21 protein-coding genes are annotated in these 21,876 nt (G+C 60.3%); 10 read left to right on the plus strand and 11 right to left on the minus strand.

The features are described 5' to 3' along the window. Positions 1–4 precede the first annotated feature (4 nt). From ACORQT_RS09920 to ACORQT_RS09930, 3 genes are all read left to right on the plus strand, one after another. Positions 5–1,045, plus strand: a complete 1,041-nt coding sequence (locus ACORQT_RS09920; RefSeq protein WP_033652114.1) for an ABC transporter permease — start codon at positions 5–7, stop codon at positions 1,043–1,045. Between the two features lie 65 nt (positions 1,046–1,110). Further along, positions 1,111–2,031 (plus strand): sugar ABC transporter substrate-binding protein, encoded by a 921-nt coding sequence (locus ACORQT_RS09925; RefSeq protein ID WP_033642732.1) that lies wholly within the window; start codon positions 1,111–1,113, stop codon positions 2,029–2,031. Between the two features lie 137 nt (positions 2,032–2,168). Next, positions 2,169–2,933, plus strand: a complete 765-nt coding sequence (locus tag ACORQT_RS09930) for an SDR family oxidoreductase (RefSeq protein WP_089196937.1) — start codon at positions 2,169–2,171, stop codon at positions 2,931–2,933. A 46-nt stretch (positions 2,934–2,979) separates the two neighbouring features. Here ACORQT_RS09930 and metQ read toward each other — a convergent pair whose 3' ends face one another. Continuing rightward, positions 2,980–3,795, minus strand: a complete 816-nt coding sequence (gene metQ / locus ACORQT_RS09935; protein ID WP_015377546.1) for a methionine ABC transporter substrate-binding lipoprotein MetQ — start codon at positions 3,793–3,795, stop codon at positions 2,980–2,982. 236 nt (positions 3,796–4,031) lie between these two features. Here metQ and ACORQT_RS09940 point away from each other — a divergent pair, with 236 nt between their 5' ends. The 5 genes from ACORQT_RS09940 to ACORQT_RS09960 all read left to right on the plus strand — a co-directional run bounded on the left by ACORQT_RS09940 (position 4,032) and on the right by ACORQT_RS09960 (position 6,513). Next, the gene (locus ACORQT_RS09940; RefSeq protein WP_033652024.1) at positions 4,032–4,550 is read left to right on the plus strand and encodes a hypothetical protein; all 519 of its coding nucleotides are present in this window, start codon (positions 4,032–4,034) and stop codon (positions 4,548–4,550) included. Between the two features lie 147 nt (positions 4,551–4,697). Next, complete coding sequence (locus ACORQT_RS09945; RefSeq protein WP_033642735.1) at positions 4,698–5,123, plus strand: universal stress protein; 426 nt, start codon at positions 4,698–4,700, stop codon at positions 5,121–5,123. 110 nt (positions 5,124–5,233) lie between these two features. Continuing rightward, the gene (locus ACORQT_RS09950) at positions 5,234–5,548 is read left to right on the plus strand and encodes an ArsR/SmtB family transcription factor (protein ID WP_033642736.1); all 315 of its coding nucleotides are present in this window, start codon (positions 5,234–5,236) and stop codon (positions 5,546–5,548) included. Then, entirely contained in the window at positions 5,545–5,874 is a 330-nt protein-coding gene (locus ACORQT_RS09955) for an SRPBCC family protein (protein WP_164057139.1), read from the plus strand. Before ACORQT_RS09950 ends, ACORQT_RS09955 begins: the two co-directional genes overlap by 4 nt. Before the next feature lie 45 nt (positions 5,875–5,919). Then, a complete protein-coding gene (locus ACORQT_RS09960) occupies positions 5,920–6,513 on the plus strand; it encodes an ATP-dependent Clp protease proteolytic subunit (RefSeq protein WP_033642740.1) in 594 nt (197 codons plus the stop codon). A 5-nt stretch (positions 6,514–6,518) separates the two neighbouring features. Here ACORQT_RS09960 and ACORQT_RS09965 read toward each other — a convergent pair whose 3' ends face one another. The 6 genes from ACORQT_RS09965 to ACORQT_RS09990 all read right to left on the minus strand — a co-directional run bounded on the left by ACORQT_RS09965 (position 6,519) and on the right by ACORQT_RS09990 (position 13,444). Beyond that, positions 6,519–7,385, minus strand: coding sequence for a hypothetical protein (locus tag ACORQT_RS09965; RefSeq protein ID WP_089191561.1), 867 nt, complete (start codon positions 7,383–7,385; stop codon positions 6,519–6,521). A gap of 44 nt (positions 7,386–7,429) precedes the next feature. After that, the gene (locus tag ACORQT_RS09970; RefSeq protein WP_239507467.1) at positions 7,430–8,182 is read right to left on the minus strand and encodes a fimbrial biogenesis chaperone; all 753 of its coding nucleotides are present in this window, start codon (positions 8,180–8,182) and stop codon (positions 7,430–7,432) included. After that, on the minus strand, positions 8,179–9,519 hold the full coding sequence (locus ACORQT_RS09975; protein WP_444859393.1) for a fimbrial protein: 1,341 nt from the start codon (positions 9,517–9,519) through the stop codon (positions 8,179–8,181). Before ACORQT_RS09975 ends, ACORQT_RS09970 begins: the two co-directional genes overlap by 4 nt. 27 nt (positions 9,520–9,546) lie before the next feature. Further along, on the minus strand, positions 9,547–12,078 hold the full coding sequence (locus ACORQT_RS09980; protein ID WP_444859394.1) for a fimbria/pilus outer membrane usher protein: 2,532 nt from the start codon (positions 12,076–12,078) through the stop codon (positions 9,547–9,549). Positions 12,079–12,098: 20 nt separating this feature from the next. Continuing rightward, on the minus strand, positions 12,099–12,821 hold the full coding sequence (locus ACORQT_RS09985) for a fimbrial biogenesis chaperone (RefSeq protein ID WP_033642746.1): 723 nt from the start codon (positions 12,819–12,821) through the stop codon (positions 12,099–12,101). A gap of 89 nt (positions 12,822–12,910) precedes the next feature. Further along, positions 12,911–13,444, minus strand: coding sequence for a fimbrial protein (locus ACORQT_RS09990; protein ID WP_042784243.1), 534 nt, complete (start codon positions 13,442–13,444; stop codon positions 12,911–12,913). A 525-nt stretch (positions 13,445–13,969) separates the two neighbouring features. Between ACORQT_RS09990 and ACORQT_RS09995 the strand changes: the two genes are divergently transcribed. Beyond that, entirely contained in the window at positions 13,970–14,503 is a 534-nt protein-coding gene (locus ACORQT_RS09995; protein ID WP_046688465.1) for a helix-turn-helix transcriptional regulator, read from the plus strand. Between the two features lies 1 nt (position 14,504). Here ACORQT_RS09995 and ACORQT_RS10000 read toward each other — a convergent pair whose 3' ends face one another. After that, on the minus strand, positions 14,505–15,005 hold the full coding sequence (locus tag ACORQT_RS10000; RefSeq protein WP_069100075.1) for a winged helix-turn-helix transcriptional regulator: 501 nt from the start codon (positions 15,003–15,005) through the stop codon (positions 14,505–14,507). Between the two features lie 166 nt (positions 15,006–15,171). Between ACORQT_RS10000 and ACORQT_RS10005 the strand changes: the two genes are divergently transcribed. Beyond that, positions 15,172–15,600 (plus strand): tautomerase family protein, encoded by a 429-nt coding sequence (locus tag ACORQT_RS10005; protein WP_033642750.1) that lies wholly within the window; start codon positions 15,172–15,174, stop codon positions 15,598–15,600. Positions 15,601–15,654: 54 nt separating this feature from the next. Here the strand turns inward: ACORQT_RS10005 and ACORQT_RS10010 are convergent, their stop codons facing one another. The 3 genes from ACORQT_RS10010 to ACORQT_RS10020 form a co-directional block, all read right to left on the minus strand. Beyond that, positions 15,655–18,981, minus strand: coding sequence for an efflux RND transporter permease subunit (locus ACORQT_RS10010; RefSeq protein WP_164057137.1), 3,327 nt, complete (start codon positions 18,979–18,981; stop codon positions 15,655–15,657). Positions 18,982–18,991: 10 nt separating this feature from the next. After that, on the minus strand, positions 18,992–20,158 hold the full coding sequence (locus ACORQT_RS10015; RefSeq protein ID WP_239507466.1) for an efflux RND transporter periplasmic adaptor subunit: 1,167 nt from the start codon (positions 20,156–20,158) through the stop codon (positions 18,992–18,994). Between the two features lie 918 nt (positions 20,159–21,076). After that, positions 21,077–21,661 (minus strand): TetR/AcrR family transcriptional regulator, encoded by a 585-nt coding sequence (locus ACORQT_RS10020; RefSeq protein ID WP_042784251.1) that lies wholly within the window; start codon positions 21,659–21,661, stop codon positions 21,077–21,079. Between the last annotated feature and the right edge of the window lie 215 nt (positions 21,662–21,876).

Below are 21,876 nucleotides of genomic sequence, written 5' to 3' on the forward strand. Positions count from 1 at the left end.
CATCATGAGTAACGTAAAGATTGAGAAGCCGCTCTCCGCCGATTCAACGGGCAAGGGATCGCTGTTCTCCGGGCTGAGCGGCAAAATGCCGAAAGACACCGGTATTTTCATCGTGATGCTCGGCATTGCGCTGATCTTCGAAATCCTCGGCTGGTACATGCGCGATCAGTCGTTCCTGCTTAACCCGAACCGCCTGCTGCTGATCGTGCTGCAGGTGGCGATCATCGGCATCATCGCGGTGGGCGTCACCCAGGTCATCATCACCACCGGCATCGATCTCTCATCCGGTTCGCTGATTGCGTTGACCGCGGTGGTGGCGGCCAGCCTGGCGCAGACCTCGGACAGCATTTCGCCGATGTATCCGGGGCTGCTCGATCTGCCGGCGGCGATCCCGATCGGTGCGGGGATCGGGGTTGGCATCGTCTGCGGCTTTATCAACGGCTTCCTGATCACCCGCACCGGCATTCCGCCGTTCATCGCCACGCTGGGGATGATGGTATCGGCGCGCGGTCTGGCGCAGTACTACACCAAGGGCAACCCGGTCAGCTTCCTGTCGGATGGCTTCACGGCGATCGGCCAGGGCGCAATGCCGGTGATCATCTTCCTGGTGATCGCGGTGATCTTCCACATCGCGCTGAAGCACACCCGTTATGGCAAATACATCTACGCCATCGGCGGCAACATGACCTCGGCGCGGGTTTCCGGCATCAACGTCAATAAGTACCTGGTGACGGTTTACACCATCGCCGGCGGGTTGGCGGGGCTGGCGGGCGTGGTGCTGGCGGCGCGCGTCAGCAGCGGCCAGTCGAGCATGGGCATGTCCTATGAGCTGGACGCCATCGCCGCGGCGGTGATCGGCGGCAGCAGCCTGATGGGCGGCGTCGGGCGCATTACCGGCACGCTGATCGGCGCGGTGATCCTCGGCCTTATCAAAAGCGGCTTCACCTTTATCGGCGTCGATTCTTACATTCAGGACATCATCAAAGGCGTGATTATCGTCGCCGCCGTGTCGATCGACATGCGTCGCAACCGCAAAAAACACTGATTGCCGTGAATTGCCGCCGGCGCCAAGGTTGGCCGGCGGCGTTTTTTTACCCGGGGGGACACATCATGAACTTTCTGAAAGGGCTGTGGCTGGCGGCGGCGCTGTGCGCTTCTGCGCCGGCATGGGCGCAAACCATCGGCGTATCGATGGCCTATTTCGACCAGAACTTCCTCACCATTATCCGCCAGGCGATCGACAAGGAGGCCAAAGCGCGCGGCATTACCGTGCAGTTCGAGGACGCGCGCGGCGACGTCGGCCGCCAGACCGATCAGGTGCAGAGCTTTATCAGCGCCGGGGTGGACGCGATTATCGTCGATCCGGTCAACTCGGCCAGCACGCCGGTGATGACCAAAATGGTGCAGGCCGCCGGCGTGCCGCTGGTGTACGTGAACCGCACGCCGGGCGACGCCAGGCTGCCGCAGGGAGTGGTGTTCGTCGGTTCCGACGAGCGGGAGTCCGGCACGCTGCAGATGGAAGAACTGGCGCGGCTGGCTAACTATCAGGGCAATGTGGCGGTGATGATCGGCAACCTGACCGACGCCGGCGCGCTGCAGCGCACCAAAGACGTGGAGCAGGTGGTGGCCAAATACCCGAAGATGAAGGTGGTGCAGAAACAGAGCGCCAACTATTCACGCAGTGAAGGTATGGACCTGATGATGAACTGGCTGACCAACGGCGAAACGATCGACATCGTCGCCGCCAACAATGACGAGATGGCGATCGGCGCGATCATGGCGCTGCAGCAGGCCGGCAAAGCGGACAAGAACGTGCTGATCGGCGGCATCGACGCCACGCCCGACGGCCTCAAGGCGCTGGCCTCCGGCAAGATGCAGGTCACGGTGTTCCAGGATGCGGTCGGCCAGGGCAAGGCGTCGGTCGATGTGGCGCAGCGCATGATCAACGGCGAAAAGCTTGAGCCGTATTACTGGATCCCGTTCGAGTTGGTGACGCCGGCCAATCAGGAGAAATACGCGGCCAAACCGTGAGTTCGCCGTCGGATCCGCGTTGCCGGGGCGCTGCTTGCAGCGCCTTTTTCATGGCGCCAATTGCATGTCCGCTTGCGGCCAGCGCTGCGCCGGATGTTGCGTCACACTGAGGCTCTTTTACGGTGTGAGGATAAGAGATGAACGCATTGAACGGTAAGGTGGCGGTGATTGGCGGCGCCAGTTCGGGGATCGGGCGGGCGGCGGCGCTGTTGTTCGCCCGGCAGGGGGCGACGCTGGTGTTGGGCGCCCGGCGCGAGCGGCTGCTGGCTGAACTGGTGGAGGACATTCGGCGCGAGGGCGGCCGGGCGTTGGCGGTAGCCGGTGACGTGCGCGACGAAGCCTTCGCCGAACGGTTGACGGCGACGGCCGTCGATGAATTCGGCGGGCTGGATATCGCCTTCAACAACGCCGGCACGTTGGGGCCGCTGGGGCCGTCGCTGGCGCTCAGCGCGTCAGAATGGCGCGACGTGCTGGAAACCAATCTGTCCAGCGCTTACTACAGCGCCAAATATCAAATCCCCGCCATGCAGGCGCGCGGCGCGGGCTCGGTGATCTTCACCTCTACGTTCGTCGGCCACACCGCGGCGTTTCCCGGTACGGCGGCCTATGCGGCCAGCAAATCGGGGCTGATCGGCCTGACGCAGGCGCTGGCGGTGGAATTTGGCGGACACGGCATTCGGGTGAACGCGCTGCTGCCGGGGGGCACCGACACGGCGATGGGGCGGCAGATGAGCAATACCCCGGAAGCATTGGCGCAGGTGGCCCAGCTGCACGCGCTGAAGCGGTTGGCGATGCCGGAGGAGATCGCGCAGGCGGCGCTGTATTTGGCGTCTGACGCTTCCTCGTTCGTCACCGGCACCGCAATGCTGGTGGACGGCGGCGTTTCCATCCAGCGCGGCTGAGGCTGTCATCGCCCGTGGCCAGGCGCCACGGGCCCTACGCGCGGCGTTACCAGCCTTTGACGGCGTCGCCCTTGTAGATTTCGGCGGCGCTGGCCGCCACTTCATCGGTCTGATAGGCCTTGACCAGATCCTTCACTTTCTCGCTGTCTTTGTTGTCGATGCGGCTGGCGAAGATGTTGACGTAAGGCGAGTTTTTGTCCTCGACAAACAGCCCGTCCTTCGCCGGCGACAGACCGATCTGGCTGGAATAGTTGGTGTTGATGATCGCCAGCGTCACCTGCTGGTCGTCCAGCGCGCGCGGCAGCTGCGGCGCTTCAATCTCGACGATTTTCAGCTTTTTCGGGTTGCTGACGATGTCCAACGCGGTCGGCAGCAGGCCGACGCCGTCTTTCAGCGTAATCAGCCCCTGTTTTTGCAACAGCAGCAGCGAGCGGCCCAGGTTGGTCGGATCGTTCGGCACCGCCACCTGCGCGCCGTCCGGCAGTTGGCTGAGCGCGGTGATTTTCTTCGAATAGCCGGCGATCGGGTAGACGAAGGTGTTGCCTACCGCCGCCAGTTTGTAGCCGCGCTCCTGCATCTGTTTGTCCAGATACGGCTTGTGTTGGAAGGCGTTGACGTCCAGATCGCCGTTGTTCAGCGCTTCGTTCGGCAGCACGTAATCGTTGAAGGTCACCACCTCCACGTCCAGATCGTATTTCTGCTTGGCCACTTTCTGCACCACCGCCCACAGCGACTGATCGATGCCGGCGCTGATGCCGACCTTGATGTGGTGATCGTCCTGTGCGGTCGGGCCGCAGGCGGTCAGCAACAGCGTGCCGGCGGCGGCCAGCGCCAGCGTGAGGTTTTTCAGCGTAAATGTCATTTTCCCAGGGTCCTTGTCAACATTTCCTGCTAATTTAGGCGGGCAGAATAGTGGCAGTGACTGTAGGTAATCGCTGAGCTAAAACAAAATACTGATTCACTATGACTAATAGCGATTGGCTATGAGTAGCCGCCGCCCGGCGCGATGCGGATTGCTTTGACGGCGAATCGGCGGGCTTATTATGATAGCCGCTGGCCCGCGAGGGCAGACTGGGTACTGAAACGAAGGAAAAGACAATGCGATTGAACACTTGGAGCAAGGCGCTGCTGCCGCTGGTGGTGTTGGCCTGCGTCTCGGCGACTCAGGTTCGGGCGGCGGAGAGCGATACCGGGCCGATCCCTAAACAGCTGCTGGGCAACTGGCGCGTCAGCAAAATCGTGCCAACCCAAACCACCGGTTGCTGGGATCAGCAGCAGGCGCAGAGCCTGATTGGCGGCAAGATCAGCTATAAAGCGGATGCGTTCAGCTGGAACGGCACGGCGCTGAAAAGCGAGGGGGCTACCGTCAGCACCGTAGAGGCGCAGGAGTTTGTCGAGGACAACGCCGGCAGCAGTTCCTACATCGATTTCCCGATGCTGGGCATCAGCACGCCGTCGGTCGAGCGCGTGGCCATTCAGCATGCCGATACCGCCATCAAAGGCATCACCGATCAAGGCACCGAAGGGGTGCCCGGCGACAACGTGCTGGTGAAAGACGCCAACACGCTGATCCTGTCGTTGTGCAACGTCTGGTTTGAGGCGCAGCGCGAGAAGTAATTTCTGCTTTCAGCCCCGGCAACGGGGCTTTCCCACCGCATCACCTCCCGCCACAAGCGCCATTTCTGAACTAAAATTAACCATAACGATATGACCCCGGCGTGATATCGGAGCCTCGGCTCTACCGAGTCCATGACAGGAGGCGCTATGTGTTACCACCATATTGTCATCGCCACCGATCTGAGCGATGACGGCAAACGGCTGGTCGAAAAGGGGGCGCTGCTGGCGGAAGCGCTGAAGGCCAAACTCTCGCTGATCTATGTGGACGTTCATTACGACACCTACCACGCGGCGATCGGCTTTTCTGAGCGCAGCGACGACGGCGTGCCGTTCGAAGAGAAGATCCGCAAAGAGCTGGAACCCACCACGCAAAACGTCAATTACCCGATCGCGGAAGTGATTATCGGGCGCGGCGGCTTCGTTGACGAACTGCGCACGGCGATCGTGGATAAAGACATCGATCTGCTGGTGTTCGGCCATCACCACGATCTGTGGAGCAATCTGTTTTCTTCCACCCGCAACGCCATCAACCAGTTGAATATCGACGTGCTGGTGATCCCGATCCGTTCATAAGCGCGATCATGCCTCGTCCATTCACTCCGCGCTGCGGCGCGGAGTTTCTTTTGCAGCAAAAAATGCCTTGCTCGGTTGCATAATACATAAGTGAATACTAATGTATTTGTATGAACGAAAATGACATCTTCAAGGCGTTGGCCGATCCGACCCGCCGCTGCATCTTCGACAAACTCGCCGCCGGCAGCATGAACGCCAGCGCGCTGCGCGAAGGGCTGACCATCAGCCAGTCGGCGATGTCGCAACACCTGGCGGTGCTGCGCAATGCCGGACTGGTGCGCGAGGCGAAACAGGGGCGCTTCGTCAATTACCAGGTCGACCCGGAGGGGCTGGCGCAGATCGCGCAGTGGCTGGCGAAGTACCGTGCTTACTGGCCGGCGCGCATCGACGCGCTGCAAACCTTGCTGAAGGACATGGATCAATGAACAAACAGGCCGAGCCGCCGCCGCAGGAACGGCTGGTATTGGAATATTCGCTTGATGCGCCGCCGGAAAAAGTGTGGCGAGCGCTCAGCGTGCCCGAATTGCGCGAGCAGTGGCTGCCGACGGGAGATCTGGCGCAGGCAGAACCGTTGGCCGCCACGCCGGGCGAAGCGGTGAGCTATCGCCTGCGCGACGACCAACCGCCGTTTCTCGAAAGCGTCGTCACCCTGCAGATAGTGCCGGACGCCGGCGGCGGCAGCCTGCTGCGGATTATCCACCAGCTCGACGCCGCCAACGATGGCCCGACGACGGTAATGCGCGCCGCCTGACGCGTTAAACACCTTTCTCTTTGTTGCCAACCCAGGAGTTCACCGATGCGTGAGAAGATGATGCTCGTCCCGATGGTGGTGGAGCAGACCAGCCGGGGAGAACGTTCCTTTGACATTTACTCGCGCCTGCTGCGCGATCGGATCGTGTTCCTCAACGGCGAAGTCAACGACGACGTGGCCGAAATGCTGTGCGCCCAGCTGCTGTTTCTGGAAGCGGAAAACCCGGAAAAACCGGTCCACCTGTACATCAACTCGCCGGGCGGGGCGATCACCAGCGGGCTGGCGATTTACGACACCATGCAGTATATCCGCGCCCCGGTGCATACGCTGTGCATGGGCACCGCGCGCTCGATGGGGTCGTTCCTGCTGATGGCCGGTGAACCGGGGCACCGCATGGCGCTGCCCAACGCCAGCCTGCATGTGCACCAACCGCTGGGCGGCTTTCAGGGGCAGGCGTCCGACATTCTGATCCAGGCAGAGGAAATGAAACGCACCAAAGACCGGGTGATCCGGCTGTATGCCCAACATTGCGGCCTGAACGAAGAGGAAGTGGAGCGGGTGTTGGATCGCGATCGCTTTATGACCGCCGACGAAGCGGCGGCCTGGGGATTGATCGATCGGGTATTGCGGGCGCGGTAGAGGGCTCAGGAGTGCGTGGCGGATTGTTGCGTTTGCCAAACGTGTTCAAGCCCGAATTCGACCATCGCGAAATAGAGACTGAAATAACGCTCCGCCATGATAAAGAACGAGCTGTTGAGTTCGATTACCACGTTATTGGTGGTGGTCAGCAGGCCGGATTTTTCCGCCGCCTGCAGAATGCGGTTCACGTGAGCGCGAGAGACGGAACACGACTTGGCGATTTTCGCCGAGGAGAGCAGCAGAAAGGGGGAGTCCTGTCGGATGCTTTCGATAAACAGCATCAACAACACCATGTGACCTGCGTCTTTGCTGATAAACAGCCCGGACTGTTGCACCAGATCGATCAGGTAGATCTCCTTGAGCATCAGTTGCCCGTAGGCGGCGAAAAAGGTGGGCAGAAAGTCGGGCGCCGCCAGCAGCGCCGCGATGGGCATCTGTGGCGCCAGCGCCTGATAAGGCCGTGCCATTGAGGCGATCAGCGCCTGGGTTTCCGCCAGCGCGTGCGGCGTAGGCTTATAGCGCAACTGGCGTTTGTCATGCTCGCAGGGTTTGACCTCCAGCCGGCGCCCGACCCGTAAAAAGAACAGAAAGGAATCCAGGGAGTTCTCACTGATCATATTCTTCCCTTTGAAAAAGGCTTTGATGTCTTTCAGCGCGGCGGCGGGCTGGTGGTAATAAATGGACAGGATGGTGGAGCAGATGATGAACCGGCTGTTCCTGAAAATGATTTTGTAAAACAGCGGATGCTTCTTGTAGGTCTCCCTCAATAATTCCCCGTGTTTGACGATAGCGGTGTGAAACGCCGCTGACTGCCTGATGTTGTTGGCCTGTTTCTCCAGATGAAACTGTAGCTGGAATCTGCTTAGACTCATTTTCCCTATTTCCTGTACTTAAAAAAATGCGCTGCTTTTTATCGTTATGGGTTTGCTGTGTATGGCTTGACGATCTGCTGGCCCTGGTCGTTGATGAGGGTGGCCTGAACGGTGGCCCGAGAAGGGAACTCGGATGCCGAAACGCCGTCGAGGTGATAATCCCGCGAGCTGAATGGCGCGGTCATCATGTCGCTTTCTTGCCGCACCGGGTAATCGCGCCTGTCGGCGTGCACGGCGATGCGCGCGAACGAGAGATAAAACGCCGATCGGTTTTGACAGCGCAGCAGATAACCGTCCGGCGATTTTTGCAGCGTGAATGAGACGGCCTCGGCCGCGTTTTCGGCTTTCCCCTTCAGCGCCCTGGGCCGGTAGAAGATTTTCATCTGGGTGTTCATCGCCAGCGTCACGCGCGACGCCAGCGGCGGCGTGGTCGGCCGGGTGGGCGGGATCTCATACAGGTTAAGCCAGAACACCGACTCTCTGTCGGCGGGCAGGTTCGCGCCGGCAAACAGGATCCGCAGCCCTTTCAGCGACGAAGGCTGCAGGGCGAATACGCTGGGCAGGGCGACAAACGGCGCGCGAGACAGTTCGGGGGCGGCGTTGACGTCACCGTTATCGACCCAGGTTTGCGCCACGATCGGGTAGCCGTTGGTGTTGAGCAGCATCAGGGTTTTTTCCGTCTCGCCCTCGTGAAAGATCACCCGCGTGGCGGAGGCGATGATGCCCGCCTGCGCGCCGATGGAGGCCAGCGCCAGCAGCAGGGCGCATCCCATAATCAGGTATTTCTTTCTCATCATTGCACCTTAACCCAGACGTAGGCCCTGGCATCCACCTTGCCGGCGGTGACGGTTTGGCCAGGCAGCCGGGCGAGCGTGGCGGTGAGCTGGGTGGTGTAGTGGGTAAACCCCGCTGCGGTGCTGCCGCCGCCGCTGGCGCCGTTGAGCACCGGATACCAGCCGGCGTCGCTACCCTGCGGGCATTGCCCGGCGCTGCAGCGCGCCCAGCCGACAAAGTTCATCGGCGCGCCGTTGCCGGCGTTGGCGAGCGCGATGCCCACGCCGGTGGCGACGCTGCTGTCGGTGCCGTAGCCGCTGGATAGCAGGTAACTTACGCCGCCGTTGGCGCTGACCAACCCGAGCCGCTGCGCCGCGACATAGCTTTCATACGGCACCTGCAGGCCGAGGGCGGTATTGTTGCTGCTGACGCCGGACACGGCGGCGTTGTCGCATTCGATATTGAGGGTGAACTGCGCCTGCGAGGTTTGCCCGGCGGTCAGTTGGCTGACGGAGAGGGTCGGCAGGATCACCAGCGGCGTGACGTTGCGCGCCACGCAGGTGGCGGTATAGGTCAGCGAAGAGATCGGTGCGGTGCCCATGCCCATCGCGTTCCAGCGCCCGGTGCCCCAGGTGGCGTAGTTGGTGGCGGAGTCGCTGCCGATAGGATCCGAGGCGATGCCGGGTCCCTGAAAGGTGACATAGCCGTTCGGCTGCGTGCAGGTATAGGTCGAATTGCCGGTGGTCGACGCCATGCCCACCAGCGGGTTGCCGGCGCTGTAGCCGCAGTAGTTGCTGGCGCCCGCGCCCGGCAGCGAGCTGATGCGGATCAGATCGGCGCGGATGGCGCTGAAGTCTTTCACCCGGATCTGGATTTTGTTGCCGACGGTGGCGTAGCGGGTAATCGGCGCCGACTGCCAGTAACGGGTAAAAACCTTGCCGGAATCCAGATGGGTCAAACGAATGCCGACGTAAGGGAAGTAGGTGGCGTAATAGTTGGGGTTGCCGTCCCTGGCGCCCAGATCGTAATAGCCGCCGACGCGATCGTCGCCGTTGGTGGCGAAGACTTCATAAATTTGCCCAACATCGCCGGCATCGCATTCATACAGCACCTTGTTTGGGTCGGGATAGCGGGTGCCGGAGGTCAGATCGAACACGCTGGTGCCCAGCGGCGTGCCGACGGGCTGCAGATAGGTGCTGGTCAGGTTGACCCGACCCAGCGCCGTGCCCACCCCGCAAGGATCGCAGCCGGAGTCGATCCAGGGGGCGACGCGCGTGCATTGCGCCAGCGCCGCGGGCGCGCCGAACAGCGACAGGGCGAACAGCGCCGGGGCGGCGACCAGATAAGAAATGCGTTTCATCGTCTCTCCTGAGATAAGTTAAACGGGTTAGCGGCACGGAGCGCTGAGCCGCTGAATCGGGCTGTCTTCCGCGGCGGGCAGGCGATAGTGCAGCGTGCACTGCTGGCCGGGTGCGTCGCCCCAGTTCAGCGTCAGCGTGCCGGCATTCCGGTCGCTGCGCAGATACACCTGATTGGCCTGGCCAACCATGCCCACGCTGTTGCCCGCGTTGTCCAACACGTTGGCGCCCATCGGGATCGGCGCGTTGTCGGGACGCTGTGCGGTAATCAGCAGCGCCTGGCCGCGCACGGTGTTGAAGCGCAGGCGCACCGTGGCGCCGGCGTACGGGGCGACGCGTTGCTGGCCGTCCTCCAGTTCCGCTTTATCATTCATGCCCTCGGGGTTCAGCGCGACGGTGTTGTAGTGATAGGGCACCAGCGCCGGCGCCAGCGCATAGCCGAAGCGATCGACGCGCGCGCCTTGGCCGCCCATCACCTGCGCGCCGTTGGCGCCGGGCGCCTCTATCAGGGCGAAGGTATCACCGACATACGGCCCTAATGTCACGCCGCCGCGGTGCGCCACCACCGCGCCCTGCAGCGACAGTGAGCCTTGTCGATACTGGCGCGCGGTGGAGAACGAGCCGGTGACGTTGGCGTAAGGCAGGCGGGTTTGCAGGTTGCCGCCCCAGATGCTTTGTTGGCGATCGTCGTCGGTGGTGAAGTTCAGACCGTAGCTGACCGGCTGTTCGTCGCCGACGCTGCCCGACAGCGCAGCCTGATAGTTGCCGCCCTGACCCTGGCTGTGGTTGGCCAGCAGCGAGACGCTGGGGGCGGATGACGAACGCCCGAGCGGGAAGCTGAGCGACAGGGCAGTGACGGTTTGCGTGTTCTGCGCCAGCGGCGCGCTGTAGACGTTATCCAACGGCCCGTAGCCGCGATAGTCGCCGTTGCTGTAGCCCAGACTGCGGGTGCGGGTGACGGAGAGGTTAAGCGCCACGCCGTTGCCGAAGGTTTTCCCCCAGCCCAGCTGGAGCTGATTGTCGCGGCCGCGCTGATCGCGGTAGTCCTGGGTCGAGCCGGACATCGTCAAGCTGCCGAACGCGCCCATGCCCTGATTGACGGCCACCTCGAAACGCGAACGCTGGCGGTAGGAATCGGACTGCCAGCGTTGGCCGGTGACGGCGGCGCGCCGCACGCCGAGCACGTCGCTGAGATCGCGGAAGCCTTCGGTGGAGTAACGGTAGCCGGCGATGGATAAGGTGGTGTCCGTCGGGCTGAAGGTTCGGCTGTAAGAGAGATGCAGCATCCAGCCTGAGGCGCCGCCGTCCGGCAGGCTGGCGTGGGAATAGGTGGTGTCCATGCCGAAGGCGCCCAGTTCGCTGCTGTACACGCCGCCCAGCATCATCGCCTGATAGCCGTCCGCCAGCTGGTTGCCGATGTTGAAGGTCAGGGCGTTGGTCAGGCCGTGCTGCCAGGTCACTTCGCTGAACAGATCGTTATCGCCGACGTAGCGGGAACGGCCGACGATGGCGGAGTAGCGCGACTGGCCGGGGCGGATGGATTCCGGCACCGCGGCGAACGGCACGGTGAAGGTGCTGACGCTGCCGTCGGCCTCGGTCACCACCACGGTCAGATCGCCGGCGTAGTTGGTGGCGTACAGATCGTTGATGGCGAACGGCCCCGGCGCCACGGTGGTTTCGTACAGCGTGCTTTTACCCTGCAGCACCGTCACGCGCGCGTTGGTCGTCGCCACACCGCGCACCACCGGCGCATAGCCGCGCTGTGAATCCGGCAGCATGCGATCGTCCGAGCTGAGCTGAATGCCGCGAAAGCCCAGGCCGGAAAAGAAGTGCCCGTCGGTAAAGCCTTCGCCCAGCAGCATTTCGCTGCGCCAGGGCAAGATCGCGCGCTGCACGTAGCGGCGGCTGGTGTCCAGGTGGCCGCCGAACTCCCGATCGTAGCGGTAGCTGGATTGCTGGCGGTAGCGCCAGAGCCCGAGGTTGAACCCGCCGTTCAGGTTGGCGTAGGTCGAGTCGAGGTCGCGGGTTTGCCCCTGTCGGTAGCTGACGTGGTACTGGTTGAGGTTGTAATTGACGAAGACCATCGATTCGCCGCCGTCCAGGCTGGCGGGATTGACGCTGCCGCGCGGCTGGCCGTTCAACAGCGCCTGCGGAATGCTCAGATCCAGGCGCAGCCGCGAGATATCGGCGTTCACCGTGATGTCCTTCAGATCCCGGCCGGGCAGCAGGCATGCCGTTTCGGCCGCCGGCGGATTTTTCAGCCCGAAGCGCGTCAGCTGCGCGCGATCGAAACAGGGCAGTACCTGCTTGCCATCGCGCACGAAACGAATTTGATCGCGCTCGAGAAACTGGCCGTTGAGGTACAGATCGATCTGATAGCTGCCGGGGGCGACGGCGTCCTGTTGGTTGAATTGACTCAGGGCGCTGTTGCTCAGCACGCTGTCGCGCAGCAGCGCGGGATCGAAGGTGTAGCCATCGGCGGCGGCGCAGCCCAGCGGCAGCGCCAGCAGCGCGCAACACCAGCGTGCGGGAAGCGGCGTCGCCTTGCGAGCATCGAACATGAAAACCTCCCTGTCTGGTTTCAGCGCGCGACGTTCAGGGTGCGTGTGATTTCCACCCCATAGTCATTGATGACGCGCAGCGCGATCTGCCGCACCTCACCGTTCACCGGCCAGCTGGCCTGCGAAAACGGCGGGATCAGGTCCGCCTGCGGGATCGCGGTGCGTTTCGCGCCGCTGAGGATCGCGGCCTGGCTGACGTTGGCGTAGTAGCCGGTCGGGTTGTCGACGCGCAGCGCGTTGCCGACCTGGCGCAGGCTGAGCTTATCGATGACGTGGTTGGCGTCGCCGGCCAGCCCGGCCGGGCGATAGAACACTTTCAGGCGATTGGTGACCACCAGCAGCAGTTTGTTCTTGTCGCTGTCCGTCTGACGCACGGCGGGCACCTGCAGGAAGTTGAGGTAGAACAGCGATTCGCGATCGCGCGGCAGCGGCTGGCCGACGAACGACAGCCGCACCATCTGCCCGCTGTGCGGATTCATGCGGAAGATTTGCGGCGAGGCGACAAAAGGCGCGTCGGCGTTTTCCGGCGTGGACTTGGGGTTATTGATATCGAGCCAGATCTGCATCAGCGCCGGGGCGCCGTCGTCATTGGTGAATTGCAGCGTTTTTTCCCGCGCCTCGGCGGGGTAGATCACGCGATTGCCGAGCAGCGTGACGCTGGCCGACGCGTAGCTGGCGGCAAAACTCATCAGGCAAAACGATAGGGCGGCCCAACGGCGGGCGTAACGGGTTATCTGCTGCATAAACGTGAACCGATAAAGGGAGCGAGTCATTCAGCGCCGTCCGCTAAGGAACGGCGCTGTCATCAACAGGTATGGCGCCTGACGCCGGCTTATCTGTAGGTAATGGCGAACTGTGCGGTGGCGATCACCGAACCGGCCGCTACGCCGGTATCTTCCGCGTAGTAGCGAGCCACCAGGTTCTGCGAGGTGGACGTGGCGTCTTTCGCCAGCGTCATCGCCGACGTGGTGACGGTAGAGCCGCTGGCGAATGACAACGGCGTAGTGGCGTCGCTGTCCAGCAGTTGAATGGAAACCTTGGCCGCATCGCCCGCGTTGCCCAGGTTGCCGTTAACTGTCGGGTTGTTGCCCGCCAGCACGGTTTTGATCGCCGTATCGCTGGTTGCCGCCGCACAGCCCGTGACGTTAACGGTAAAGGTGGTGTCGCCGGCGGTGGCGCCTTTGGTGGCGAGCTGGCTGGCGGCGACGGTCGGCAGCAGAACAACCGGGTTGGATTGGTTGCCGTTAATATTCACCGAACAGGTTTGCGTGCTGACTTCGCCTTTAAATTGCACCGTATTGGACGAGGCGGCCGCACAGGCGCCGGAGAGAGCCAGCATGGATAATGCGACTAATTTAACATTCATGTGAAATGCCCTTTAATTTACTTTAGAGAAAAGCTTTCCTGACAGTAATAATTTACTGACGTGCGGTTGTTGATTAATCATGTTGCGCAATTGTTTTTTAAACGCGTCGGCAAACATGGATTTTCATCCTAACAAACTAAGAATTTTCCCTATAGATATTTTGAATAAGGCAATAAGGCGATGGCTCCTGTTGTTACATTTGCTTTCATTTTCGCTTATATCATACAAAATAGAAAATAGATCTATATCATTGCGTTGCATTTTTATTGAATTGTCAGTTTTTGCGAATGAAATAATTTGAAACATTCATGCCTTTTTTGCGTATTAATCAAAGCGCTGGCTGTTGCGTGATTATTTGAAAAACATGTTATCAAGATGTTTTATATCGGTGTGCTTTGCAGGCGAATTACCCCAAAAAAGAGCAGCGACAAGCCGCCTGAGGTGTGGAAGCATACTTTTACGCTGATAAGGAGAATTAAAGTGAGAGTGATTTATATCGACGGTTCACCGCTGTGCCGTTAGGGGATGAAAACATTATTGGGAGAAGGAGTGATAACCTTATCCTCGCCTAATATTAATATTATTAAAAATATAAGCCCTGCGCCTGATTTAATTATCATGGATTTTCCCCATGAAATTTATCGGTTCGAAGCGTATTTGCGATTTATTCACGCCTCACGTGCTGAATATGAAGGCGTCCGGATACTGTTCTTCGTCGATAAGACTTCGCCGCTGATCCTGGCGTTTATCGCAGCGGCGCAGCCGGATGCGATTTTGCACAAACGGGAAGCGTTGCAGGTGGTGCGGGAGACCTGCGCGGCGCTGAGCCGCCGGGAAAAGGCGGGCGAACGGCGCGCGCTGAACAGGCATCGGGCGGCGGCGATCACGCCCGGCGAGGCGGCGGTGCTGTGTGAAACGGCCCGTACGGAAGATATCCGCCTGACCGCGCGGCGGCTGAATTTGCACCCGAAAACCGTTTATTCGCACCTCAACAATGCCGGCAAGAAGTTCGGCATCCGCAATCGGGTGGAATTGCTGAAGATGATTGCGCTGCTGTAGATCACAACGAACGGGCTTGGCCGACGGCCAGCCGCCATTGCGTCATTTCGTCGGCGCCCGGCCCGGCCGCCAGCGCCAGGTTTTGCGCCGGCAGCGATTCGCCGGTCACGGCATCCACCGCGCGCAGGGTGGCAGGGTGGCCGGTTACGCGGTCAACCACGCGCAGCGGCGGCCCGGCCAGCTCGGACAGATTCCATTTGTCGCCAATCTGAATCATCGCCATCACCAGCAGCCCGAGATCTTTTCCTTTCTCCGTCGGCAGATACTCATAACGAGCGGGGCGCGTTTGGTATTGCCGCTTTTCGATAAGGCCGTGGCTTTCCAGGGCCTTGAGCCGGTCGGCCAGCGTATTGTTGGTGATGCCGGTCGAGTGGCGCAGATCGTCATAGCGCGAGAGCCCCAGCAGCAGATCGCGCATGAGAATAGCGCCCCAGCGATCGCCCAATGCCGACAGCACGTGCGCCACCGAGCACGTCATGCCTTCAAACCCTTTTGCTTTCACGTTGCTTTACCTCCGCTTGCCGCCTGATTGCCGAGAATGTTATCGCCTCGGCTTGATAACTTCAATAATTGGAGTTATTACTCTTATTATTGGAGTTTATCATTAACAGCGGCTGATGGCCTGAGCGCCGGCCGGAAACCCGCGCCTTCACCGAGGAGAAAACGTTATGCCACTGTGGCAGATTTACCACCCTGAGCCGGCCTTCAGCGCCGCCGATAAACGCGCGATTGCGCAGAAGGTCACCGCCCTGTACCAGGACTTTTTGCCGCGCTTTTACGTCAACGTGTTCTTCCACGCGCTGCCGCCAGGTTCGGCCTATCTCGGCGGCGAACCGGCCGATGATTTCGTGCGGGTGACCATCGACCATATCGCGCGCGCCATGGACAACGACGCAGAGCAGCAGCAATTCCTGGCGGCCTGCACCCGCATCCTGCACCCCTACATCGCCGCCCGCGGGCTGCGCTGGGAATTGCACGTCGACGAAACGCCGTTCTCGCTGTGGACGATAGACGGATTGAAACCCCCGTTGCCGGGGACGGCGGCGGGGGAGAGGTGGCGCAAGGAGAACCGGCCTTCGGCGTGGGAGGGAAGTTGATGGGGGAGCGGCGGCGGCAAAACGCTATTCGCCACCGCGAACCGTTATCAGCGCTTAGTCTTTTCGCTTAAAGACCTTCTGCCGCAGCCAGTGTTTGATCTGGCCCCAATACTCTTTGCCCAGCAGGGCGATGGCAATGACAAACAAGGTTTCACCGACCACAACAAGCGTAGAGACAACGACAATCTTGTACGGGATGTCGAGGAACGGAATGACAGGAAATGCCAGCCAATACAGCAGAACTACGATAAGCATGGCAAACCCGGCTTTTTTCCTCCCGCTCAGGTTCTTGCTGCGTGCCAGCAGGCTGGGCAACTTGCGCAGCCAGTTTTCAAGATCGTCAATCAGGGTATAAACGACAGGGATAACCAGCAGGCTCAGCACGGTGGAGGTGATCAATCCTCCGATGACGGCCACCGCCATCGGGCTGCGGAAGCTGGGGTCGGCACTGCCGAAACCCAGAGCCACGGGCAACATGCCCGCCCCCATCGCTAACGTCGTCATGATGACGGGGCGGGAACGTTTGTGGCAGGCATCAATCAGCGCCTCTGTCCGGCTCATGGGTTTATTCAGCACTTCGCCATTCGGGCCGTAATGGCCGCGCCGTGACTCGATCGCATAATCGACCAGCAGTATCGAGTTTTTGGTCGCAATCCCCATCAACATGATTAACCCGATCAGGGATGACATCGTGAACGACTGGCCCGCCAGCAGTAACCCAACGAATGCGCCGCCCAATGACAGCGGGAGCGCGGCCAGGATGGTGATCGGTTGGAAGAAGTCTTTGAACAGCAGAACCAGCACGACATAGATGGCCAGGATGCCGGCGACCATAGCCGTGCCGAAACCGGCAAACAGTTCCTTCATCATTTCGTCATCACCCTGCACAACCTGGTGCACGCCGACCGGCAGATTCTGGATTGACGGCAGCTTCGCCACCTGAGCGGCCAGATCCCCGAGTTGGGTGCCCGACAGTTCCACGTCAAGGGTCACGCTGCGTGTGCGATTGATGCGATTAATCTGCGCCGGCCCACTGCCTTGCTCAATATTGACGATCTGATTGAGCAGCACCGGGCCTCTGGCGCCGGGTACGGTCAAACGTTCAAGTAGCCCCATATCTTCACGGATGTCCTTTGACAGCTTGACGACGATCGGGATCTGGCGCTGCTCCACGTTGAATTTAGACAGAAACTGATCGTAGTCACCTACAGTTGCAATACGCAAAGTATCGGCAATCGCGACGCCCGATACCCCCAGATCGGCCGCTTTGGCGAAATTGGGTTGCATGAGGATTTCGCTGCGCGCCAGCCCGGCACTGGAGGTAATGTTACCGAGGCCGGGGAGCTGCCGCAGGTCACTTAATACTGAATCGGCCGCCTTAGCCAGCCGCTGAGGATCATCACCGGCCAACACCAACTGGTATTTCTCACCTGAGCCGCCAAACCCCACTTTGCTGCGAACCCCCGGAAGTGCTGCCATTGCCGTGCGTATCTCGCCTTCGATGACCTGCTTCTTCGGGCGCGCTTGACGCGCATCCAACAACACCGTCAGCGTTGCCATGCGAACGTCGGTTTTCCCATCGGAAGCCATGACATCGCCGCCCGTTGCACCGCCACCGATGGTGGTATAGATGTTACGGATATGCGGGATGGGCGCCAGGCGATGCCGAGCGAGTTCTGCCATGGCCTGGGTTTGTTCCAGCGTGCTCCCTGGCGGCAGCTCCAACGTCACCTGCGTCTGGGAGTTGTCATCTGCAGGGAAAAAGCCCTGGGGCAGCAGAGGGATAAGCATCAGAGAGCCAATAAAGAACCCGCCGGCCAGCGCCAGGGTGAGCCCGCGGTGCCGCAGCGTCCACCGGCAGGCGCGCAGGTAGATCGCCATCCAGAAAGGATCGCGCTGAGGGCGCACATGCGGTTTCATCAGGTAGGCGGCCATCATCGGCGTCAGCAAACGCGCCACAACCAGCGAGGCAAACACCGCCAGCGCCGCCGTCCATCCAAACTGCGTGAAGAATCTTCCGGCAACGCCGGACATGAAGGCCGTCGGCAGGAAAACGGCGATCAAGGCAAACGTCGTGGCGACGACGGCCAGGCCGATTTCCGATGCGGCATCCATCGCGGCCTGGTACGGCGGTTTACCCATGCCGATGTGGCGTTCGATGTTCTCCACTTCGACGATGGCGTCATCCACCAACAGGCCAATCACCAGCGACAGCGCCAGCAGCGTGACGATACTGAGCGAAAAGCCCATCATGTCCATACCGATGAAGGCCGGTAAAATCGACAGAGGCAACGCCGCCGCCGAGATCAACGTCGCCCGGATATCGCGCAGAAACATGAAGACCACCAGGATAGCGAGAATGGCGCCTTCATAGATCATGTGCATGGAGGCGTCGAACTCCTCCTGCACAGGCCGGACAAAGTCGAAGACCTGCGTGATGTGCAAATCAGGCCGCTCTGTGCGCAACTGCGCCAGAACTTTCTCCACCTTGTTGCCGACCTCGACTTCACCGGCGCCTTTGGCGCGCGTGATCTCAAAGCCCACCACCTTCTTGCCGTTGAGGAGCGCAAGTGCACTGCGTTCCGCAATGGTGTCTTTCAGCGTCGCCACGTCGTCCAGGCGAAAACGTTGCCCGCCGGGCAACGACAGTTCCACCGCGGCTAGTTCATCCACGTTCTTGACGCGGGCGACCAAACGCAGCGGTTGTTTTCCCCGCCCCAGATCGACTCGTCCGCCCGTCGCGTCTATCTGTACATCGCGCAACTGACGGGAAACTTCGGCGGCGGTGGCGCCAATCGCCTCCAGTTTGACCGGATCGAGTTCGACTTGAATCTCGCGGTTCACGCCGCCCACACGGGTGACCGACCCTACGCCGGCGACGCCTCTCAGACGCCGCGACAGGGTATTGTCCACGAACCAGGACAGCTCATTCTCATCCATTTTGTTGGCGCTGATGGAAAAGGCCAGAATAGGTTTTCCCGTAATGTTGAGTTTGCGAATGATAGGGTCACGCAAATCCGTCGGCAACTCGGTGCGAATGCTTTGCACGGCTGACCGGACTTCATCCACCGCTTCCTGAACGGGTTTTTCCAGACGAAACTCCGCTGAGATATCGACTAGCCCATCCTGGATCGTGGTGCGCAGGTTCTTCAATCCCTGCACCGAAGAGACGGTGTCCTCCAGCTTGCGCGCCACCTCCGTTTCGAGTTGGGGCGGCGCCGCGCCCGGAAGCGAGGCGGACACGGTGACCGTAGGCACATCCATGTCCGGGAAGCTCTGGATCTTCATCAACTTGAAAGAATAAAAGCCGGCAACGCTCAAGATGACAAAGAGCAAGATAGACGGAATGGGGTTGCGAATGGACCAGGTAGAGATATTCATGATGGGCCTCTTAGCGCGCTTCCGATGAGTGGGAAGCATCGGTGGTGTTGGCCAACTGGACTTTATCGCCCTCATTGAGGAACACGCCGCCGCTGGCGACGATGCGTTCCGCGCCTTGAAGACCGGACAGGATCTCCTGCTGGTCATTCACCAGACGGCCTACCGCGACTTTAAGCGAATGTGCACGCAGCTCGTCATCTACGGTGAACACCAGGTGAAAACCGTCGCGCGCTATGACGGCGGATTGCGGCACGGTCAGCCCTTGCCGATCGCCGACCGTAATCAGGCCGCTGGCATACGTGCCGGGCCGAATGGGAGAGGCGTTCTTCGCTGTCGATGGGAGGATGTCCACATAGGCAATCCCGCGGCGCGAGGTCGAATTGACCGTCGGTGCGGCCAGGCGCACGACGCCTTCCCAGGTGTTACCGCCAGGTGAGGCGATCTGCGCTTTTTGCCCCGGCTGGATTTGTTCCAGCTGCTGCGCCGACAATTCCGCTCGCCATTCAAATTTTCCCTGGCGGATCAGACGGAACATCTCGGTGCTTTGCATAGGAACTGAACCGATCGTGGCCGATCGCGCGGAGATGATGCCGTCATCGGGGGCGCGCAATATCGTCTGGTCCAGTCGCAACTGCTGGGCCGCCATGCGTGCTTTCGCCGGTTCCAGACGCGCCTGCGCCGTCTTTTCCTGGGTTAACAGTTTTTGGATATCCTGTTCACTCAGGCTGCCGACACCGCGCAACAACCGCGCTCGTTTTCCATCCGCTTGCGCATTCAGAGTGACCGCTTTCGCTTCGTTGAGATCGGCTTTCGCCAGCAGCCAGTCATTCATCACGGAGTCGGGTGTAAATTCCGCCAGAGGTTGGCCCTGGCGCACCATATCCCCTTCCTGCACCAACAGTTTTTGCACGCGCAGCCCATTGGCTTCCGGGCTGATGATCGCCTCTTGCCAGGCTGCAACAGAGCCATTGGCCGTGACGGTGCGGGAAAGGGACTGTCTTGCCGGCGTTGTCAGGGTCACTGTCAGCGTCGGTTTATCTGCCGGTGGGGCAACCTTGTCCGCCGGCGCATCGCAGGCCGATAAGGCGGCGGCAATCGGCATTGCCAGCACGGCTGCATGCAGGGTCCGCAAAGACCAAAAGCGGGGACGCGTGTTTTTAGCTATCAGTTGTGTCATCGGGAGAACCCATAAGGTGAATGATTTGTCGAACCTGTCGCCAGCGGCGCGGCGATGTATTGCTCTGTATTGAATTTCAAACGAATACGGCGCTGTCCTGCAGCGGTTCAGCCTGGCGTTGAATCCTTGTTCGCTCTGACGCAGTGAACAAACGCCGTATCCACTTCCGCACTGTCGATCGCACGCGGCTATGATGCTCATGCGGTTCAGCCTGCCAATCCGCCGCGCTTTCGCCGGGATCGGTATCCACGCGCGATAGATCCAACGTCCTGGGAACCGAATGCTTGGTTGTGTGGCGGTTGATCCCGTTTCCATCGGCAGCGGTCTTGCCACGCTCGGCGACTTCCTTCTGACCAGATTGAGACGCCTGGCGAGGGGGCGTTTGTATCGCCCATTCGAAGGATTCAGGCAATGGCGCGCTTTGGGTAGAGAACGCGTGTTGTCGCCGGCAGGTACGCGAGGCGTAATAGAGGGCCGCAGCCTCTGCCGCAACCAGTTTGCGGGCGTCATTCCATAACGCTTGAACGCACTCCAAATTTGCGCGCGCAACCGGCGTTTTTGCTGTGCGCTCATTCTCTACGTGACTGGGCTTGCCGGCCGGAGCGCGCAAGCGCCGGGCGCCGGATTCATTTCGGGCGGGGGGCCATGCATTCCACACAGACACGTGCGCCGAGCCAGGCAGGGAGGCCCGCCATTTTGTTGGAACATGCTGGGTTCCTGACAAACGGTCTGATGCAGGTGCGGTTGCGCAAGCGCAGAGGATCAAAGACACGCTGAGAATAAGAGAAACGAATATGAGTCGGCGGAGCCTTGGATAGGGCCGTGTTCGCAGCATTTTTAGTTTTGAAACGGGTGGCATGATTGTCGTGTCTTTTTAATGCGTGAGTACGCACTCATTATATAATTAAAAAAAAGAAGCTAGATGGCTGTATGAGCGTCAGGAAGCTCAATGGCTCGCATCATGGCTTCATAACCTGCGCGTTTGTAAATATCCAGCAGGTGAGGTTTTTGAACGGCCATATCGATAACGCCATTGGCCATTACCGTGCAAATCATGCCCTGAAACTCGCTCGACTGCGGTAAATCCAGCCCCTGGACCAACGGAATACCCAGTTGGGAAATATCACCGAACCGTACGCTTCTTTCCCTCTGTGCGCTGGATAACTTGCCGGAGACCATCAATTTGTTTCCTGTCGCATACGCGGCGGGATTGGCGAGCGCCCAGTCAATGTAGGCATCCCAGGCGGCCTGCATGTGATCTTTACCAGGCGAAACGTCCTGCAAGCTTTGCGTCAGCAGGCACTCCATTTCATCAAGCAGGTAATCGCAGACTGCGCTCAGTAGTACGTCCTTATTTTCAAAGTAGCGGAACAGCGTACCCTCCGAGACGCCAGCCTTCCTGGCGATGGCCGATGTGGGCGCCGCTAATCCTTGTTCGGCAAAAATGTCGGTGGCGGCCTGCAAGAGCGCCTGCTGCTTTTCTTCACTGCGGGGACGGGCCACTTTGAGGCTCCTTTAATAAGTGAGTAAACACTCATTATAAGACTGCAACGGAAGATGACAAGCTTTTTCCTGTAGGACAAAGTATCAACACGAGAGCCATTTTTCGTGCAGCGATGCGGATAATGCCGTCATGAAGGGCGTAATAAAACGTACGGCGAAGATCGTTCAGTGGGAAAGAACCGGGAGGGTGAGACGGCGTCCTGGTTGCCAAAACG

The sequence above is a fragment of the Serratia sp. (in: enterobacteria) genome, assembly GCF_052400455.1.
Taxonomy (GTDB): Bacteria; Pseudomonadota; Gammaproteobacteria; order Enterobacterales; family Enterobacteriaceae; genus Serratia; species Serratia ureilytica.

Bases quoted from the DNA above. Each gene is read 5' to 3' on its own strand.
- ACORQT_RS09920 (WP_033652114.1), top strand. From the start codon at position 5: ATGAGTAACGTAAAGATTGAGAAGCCGCTCTCCGCCGATTCAACGGGC.
- ACORQT_RS09925 (WP_033642732.1), top strand. From the start codon at position 1,111: ATGAACTTTCTGAAAGGGCTGTGGCTGGCGGCGGCGCTGTGCGCTTCT.
- ACORQT_RS09930 (WP_089196937.1), top strand. From the start codon at position 2,169: ATGAACGCATTGAACGGTAAGGTGGCGGTGATTGGCGGCGCCAGTTCG.
- metQ (WP_015377546.1), bottom strand. From the start codon at position 3,795: ATGACATTTACGCTGAAAAACCTCACGCTGGCGCTGGCCGCCGCCGGC.
- ACORQT_RS09940 (WP_033652024.1), top strand. From the start codon at position 4,032: ATGCGATTGAACACTTGGAGCAAGGCGCTGCTGCCGCTGGTGGTGTTG.
- ACORQT_RS09945 (WP_033642735.1), top strand. From the start codon at position 4,698: ATGTGTTACCACCATATTGTCATCGCCACCGATCTGAGCGATGACGGC.
- ACORQT_RS09950 (WP_033642736.1), top strand. From the start codon at position 5,234: ATGAACGAAAATGACATCTTCAAGGCGTTGGCCGATCCGACCCGCCGC.
- ACORQT_RS09955 (WP_164057139.1), top strand. From the start codon at position 5,545: ATGAACAAACAGGCCGAGCCGCCGCCGCAGGAACGGCTGGTATTGGAA.
- ACORQT_RS09960 (WP_033642740.1), top strand. From the start codon at position 5,920: ATGCGTGAGAAGATGATGCTCGTCCCGATGGTGGTGGAGCAGACCAGC.
- ACORQT_RS09965 (WP_089191561.1), bottom strand. From the start codon at position 7,385: ATGAGTCTAAGCAGATTCCAGCTACAGTTTCATCTGGAGAAACAGGCC.
- ACORQT_RS09970 (WP_239507467.1), bottom strand. From the start codon at position 8,182: ATGATGAGAAAGAAATACCTGATTATGGGATGCGCCCTGCTGCTGGCG.
- ACORQT_RS09975 (WP_444859393.1), bottom strand. From the start codon at position 9,519: ATGAAACGCATTTCTTATCTGGTCGCCGCCCCGGCGCTGTTCGCCCTG.
- ACORQT_RS09980 (WP_444859394.1), bottom strand. From the start codon at position 12,078: ATGTTCGATGCTCGCAAGGCGACGCCGCTTCCCGCACGCTGGTGTTGC.
- ACORQT_RS09985 (WP_033642746.1), bottom strand. From the start codon at position 12,821: ATGCAGCAGATAACCCGTTACGCCCGCCGTTGGGCCGCCCTATCGTTT.
- ACORQT_RS09990 (WP_042784243.1), bottom strand. From the start codon at position 13,444: ATGAATGTTAAATTAGTCGCATTATCCATGCTGGCTCTCTCCGGCGCC.
- ACORQT_RS09995 (WP_046688465.1), top strand. From the start codon at position 13,970: ATGAAAACATTATTGGGAGAAGGAGTGATAACCTTATCCTCGCCTAAT.
- ACORQT_RS10005 (WP_033642750.1), top strand. From the start codon at position 15,172: ATGCCACTGTGGCAGATTTACCACCCTGAGCCGGCCTTCAGCGCCGCC.
- ACORQT_RS10010 (WP_164057137.1), bottom strand. From the start codon at position 18,981: ATGAATATCTCTACCTGGTCCATTCGCAACCCCATTCCGTCTATCTTG.
- ACORQT_RS10015 (WP_239507466.1), bottom strand. From the start codon at position 20,158: ATGACACAACTGATAGCTAAAAACACGCGTCCCCGCTTTTGGTCTTTG.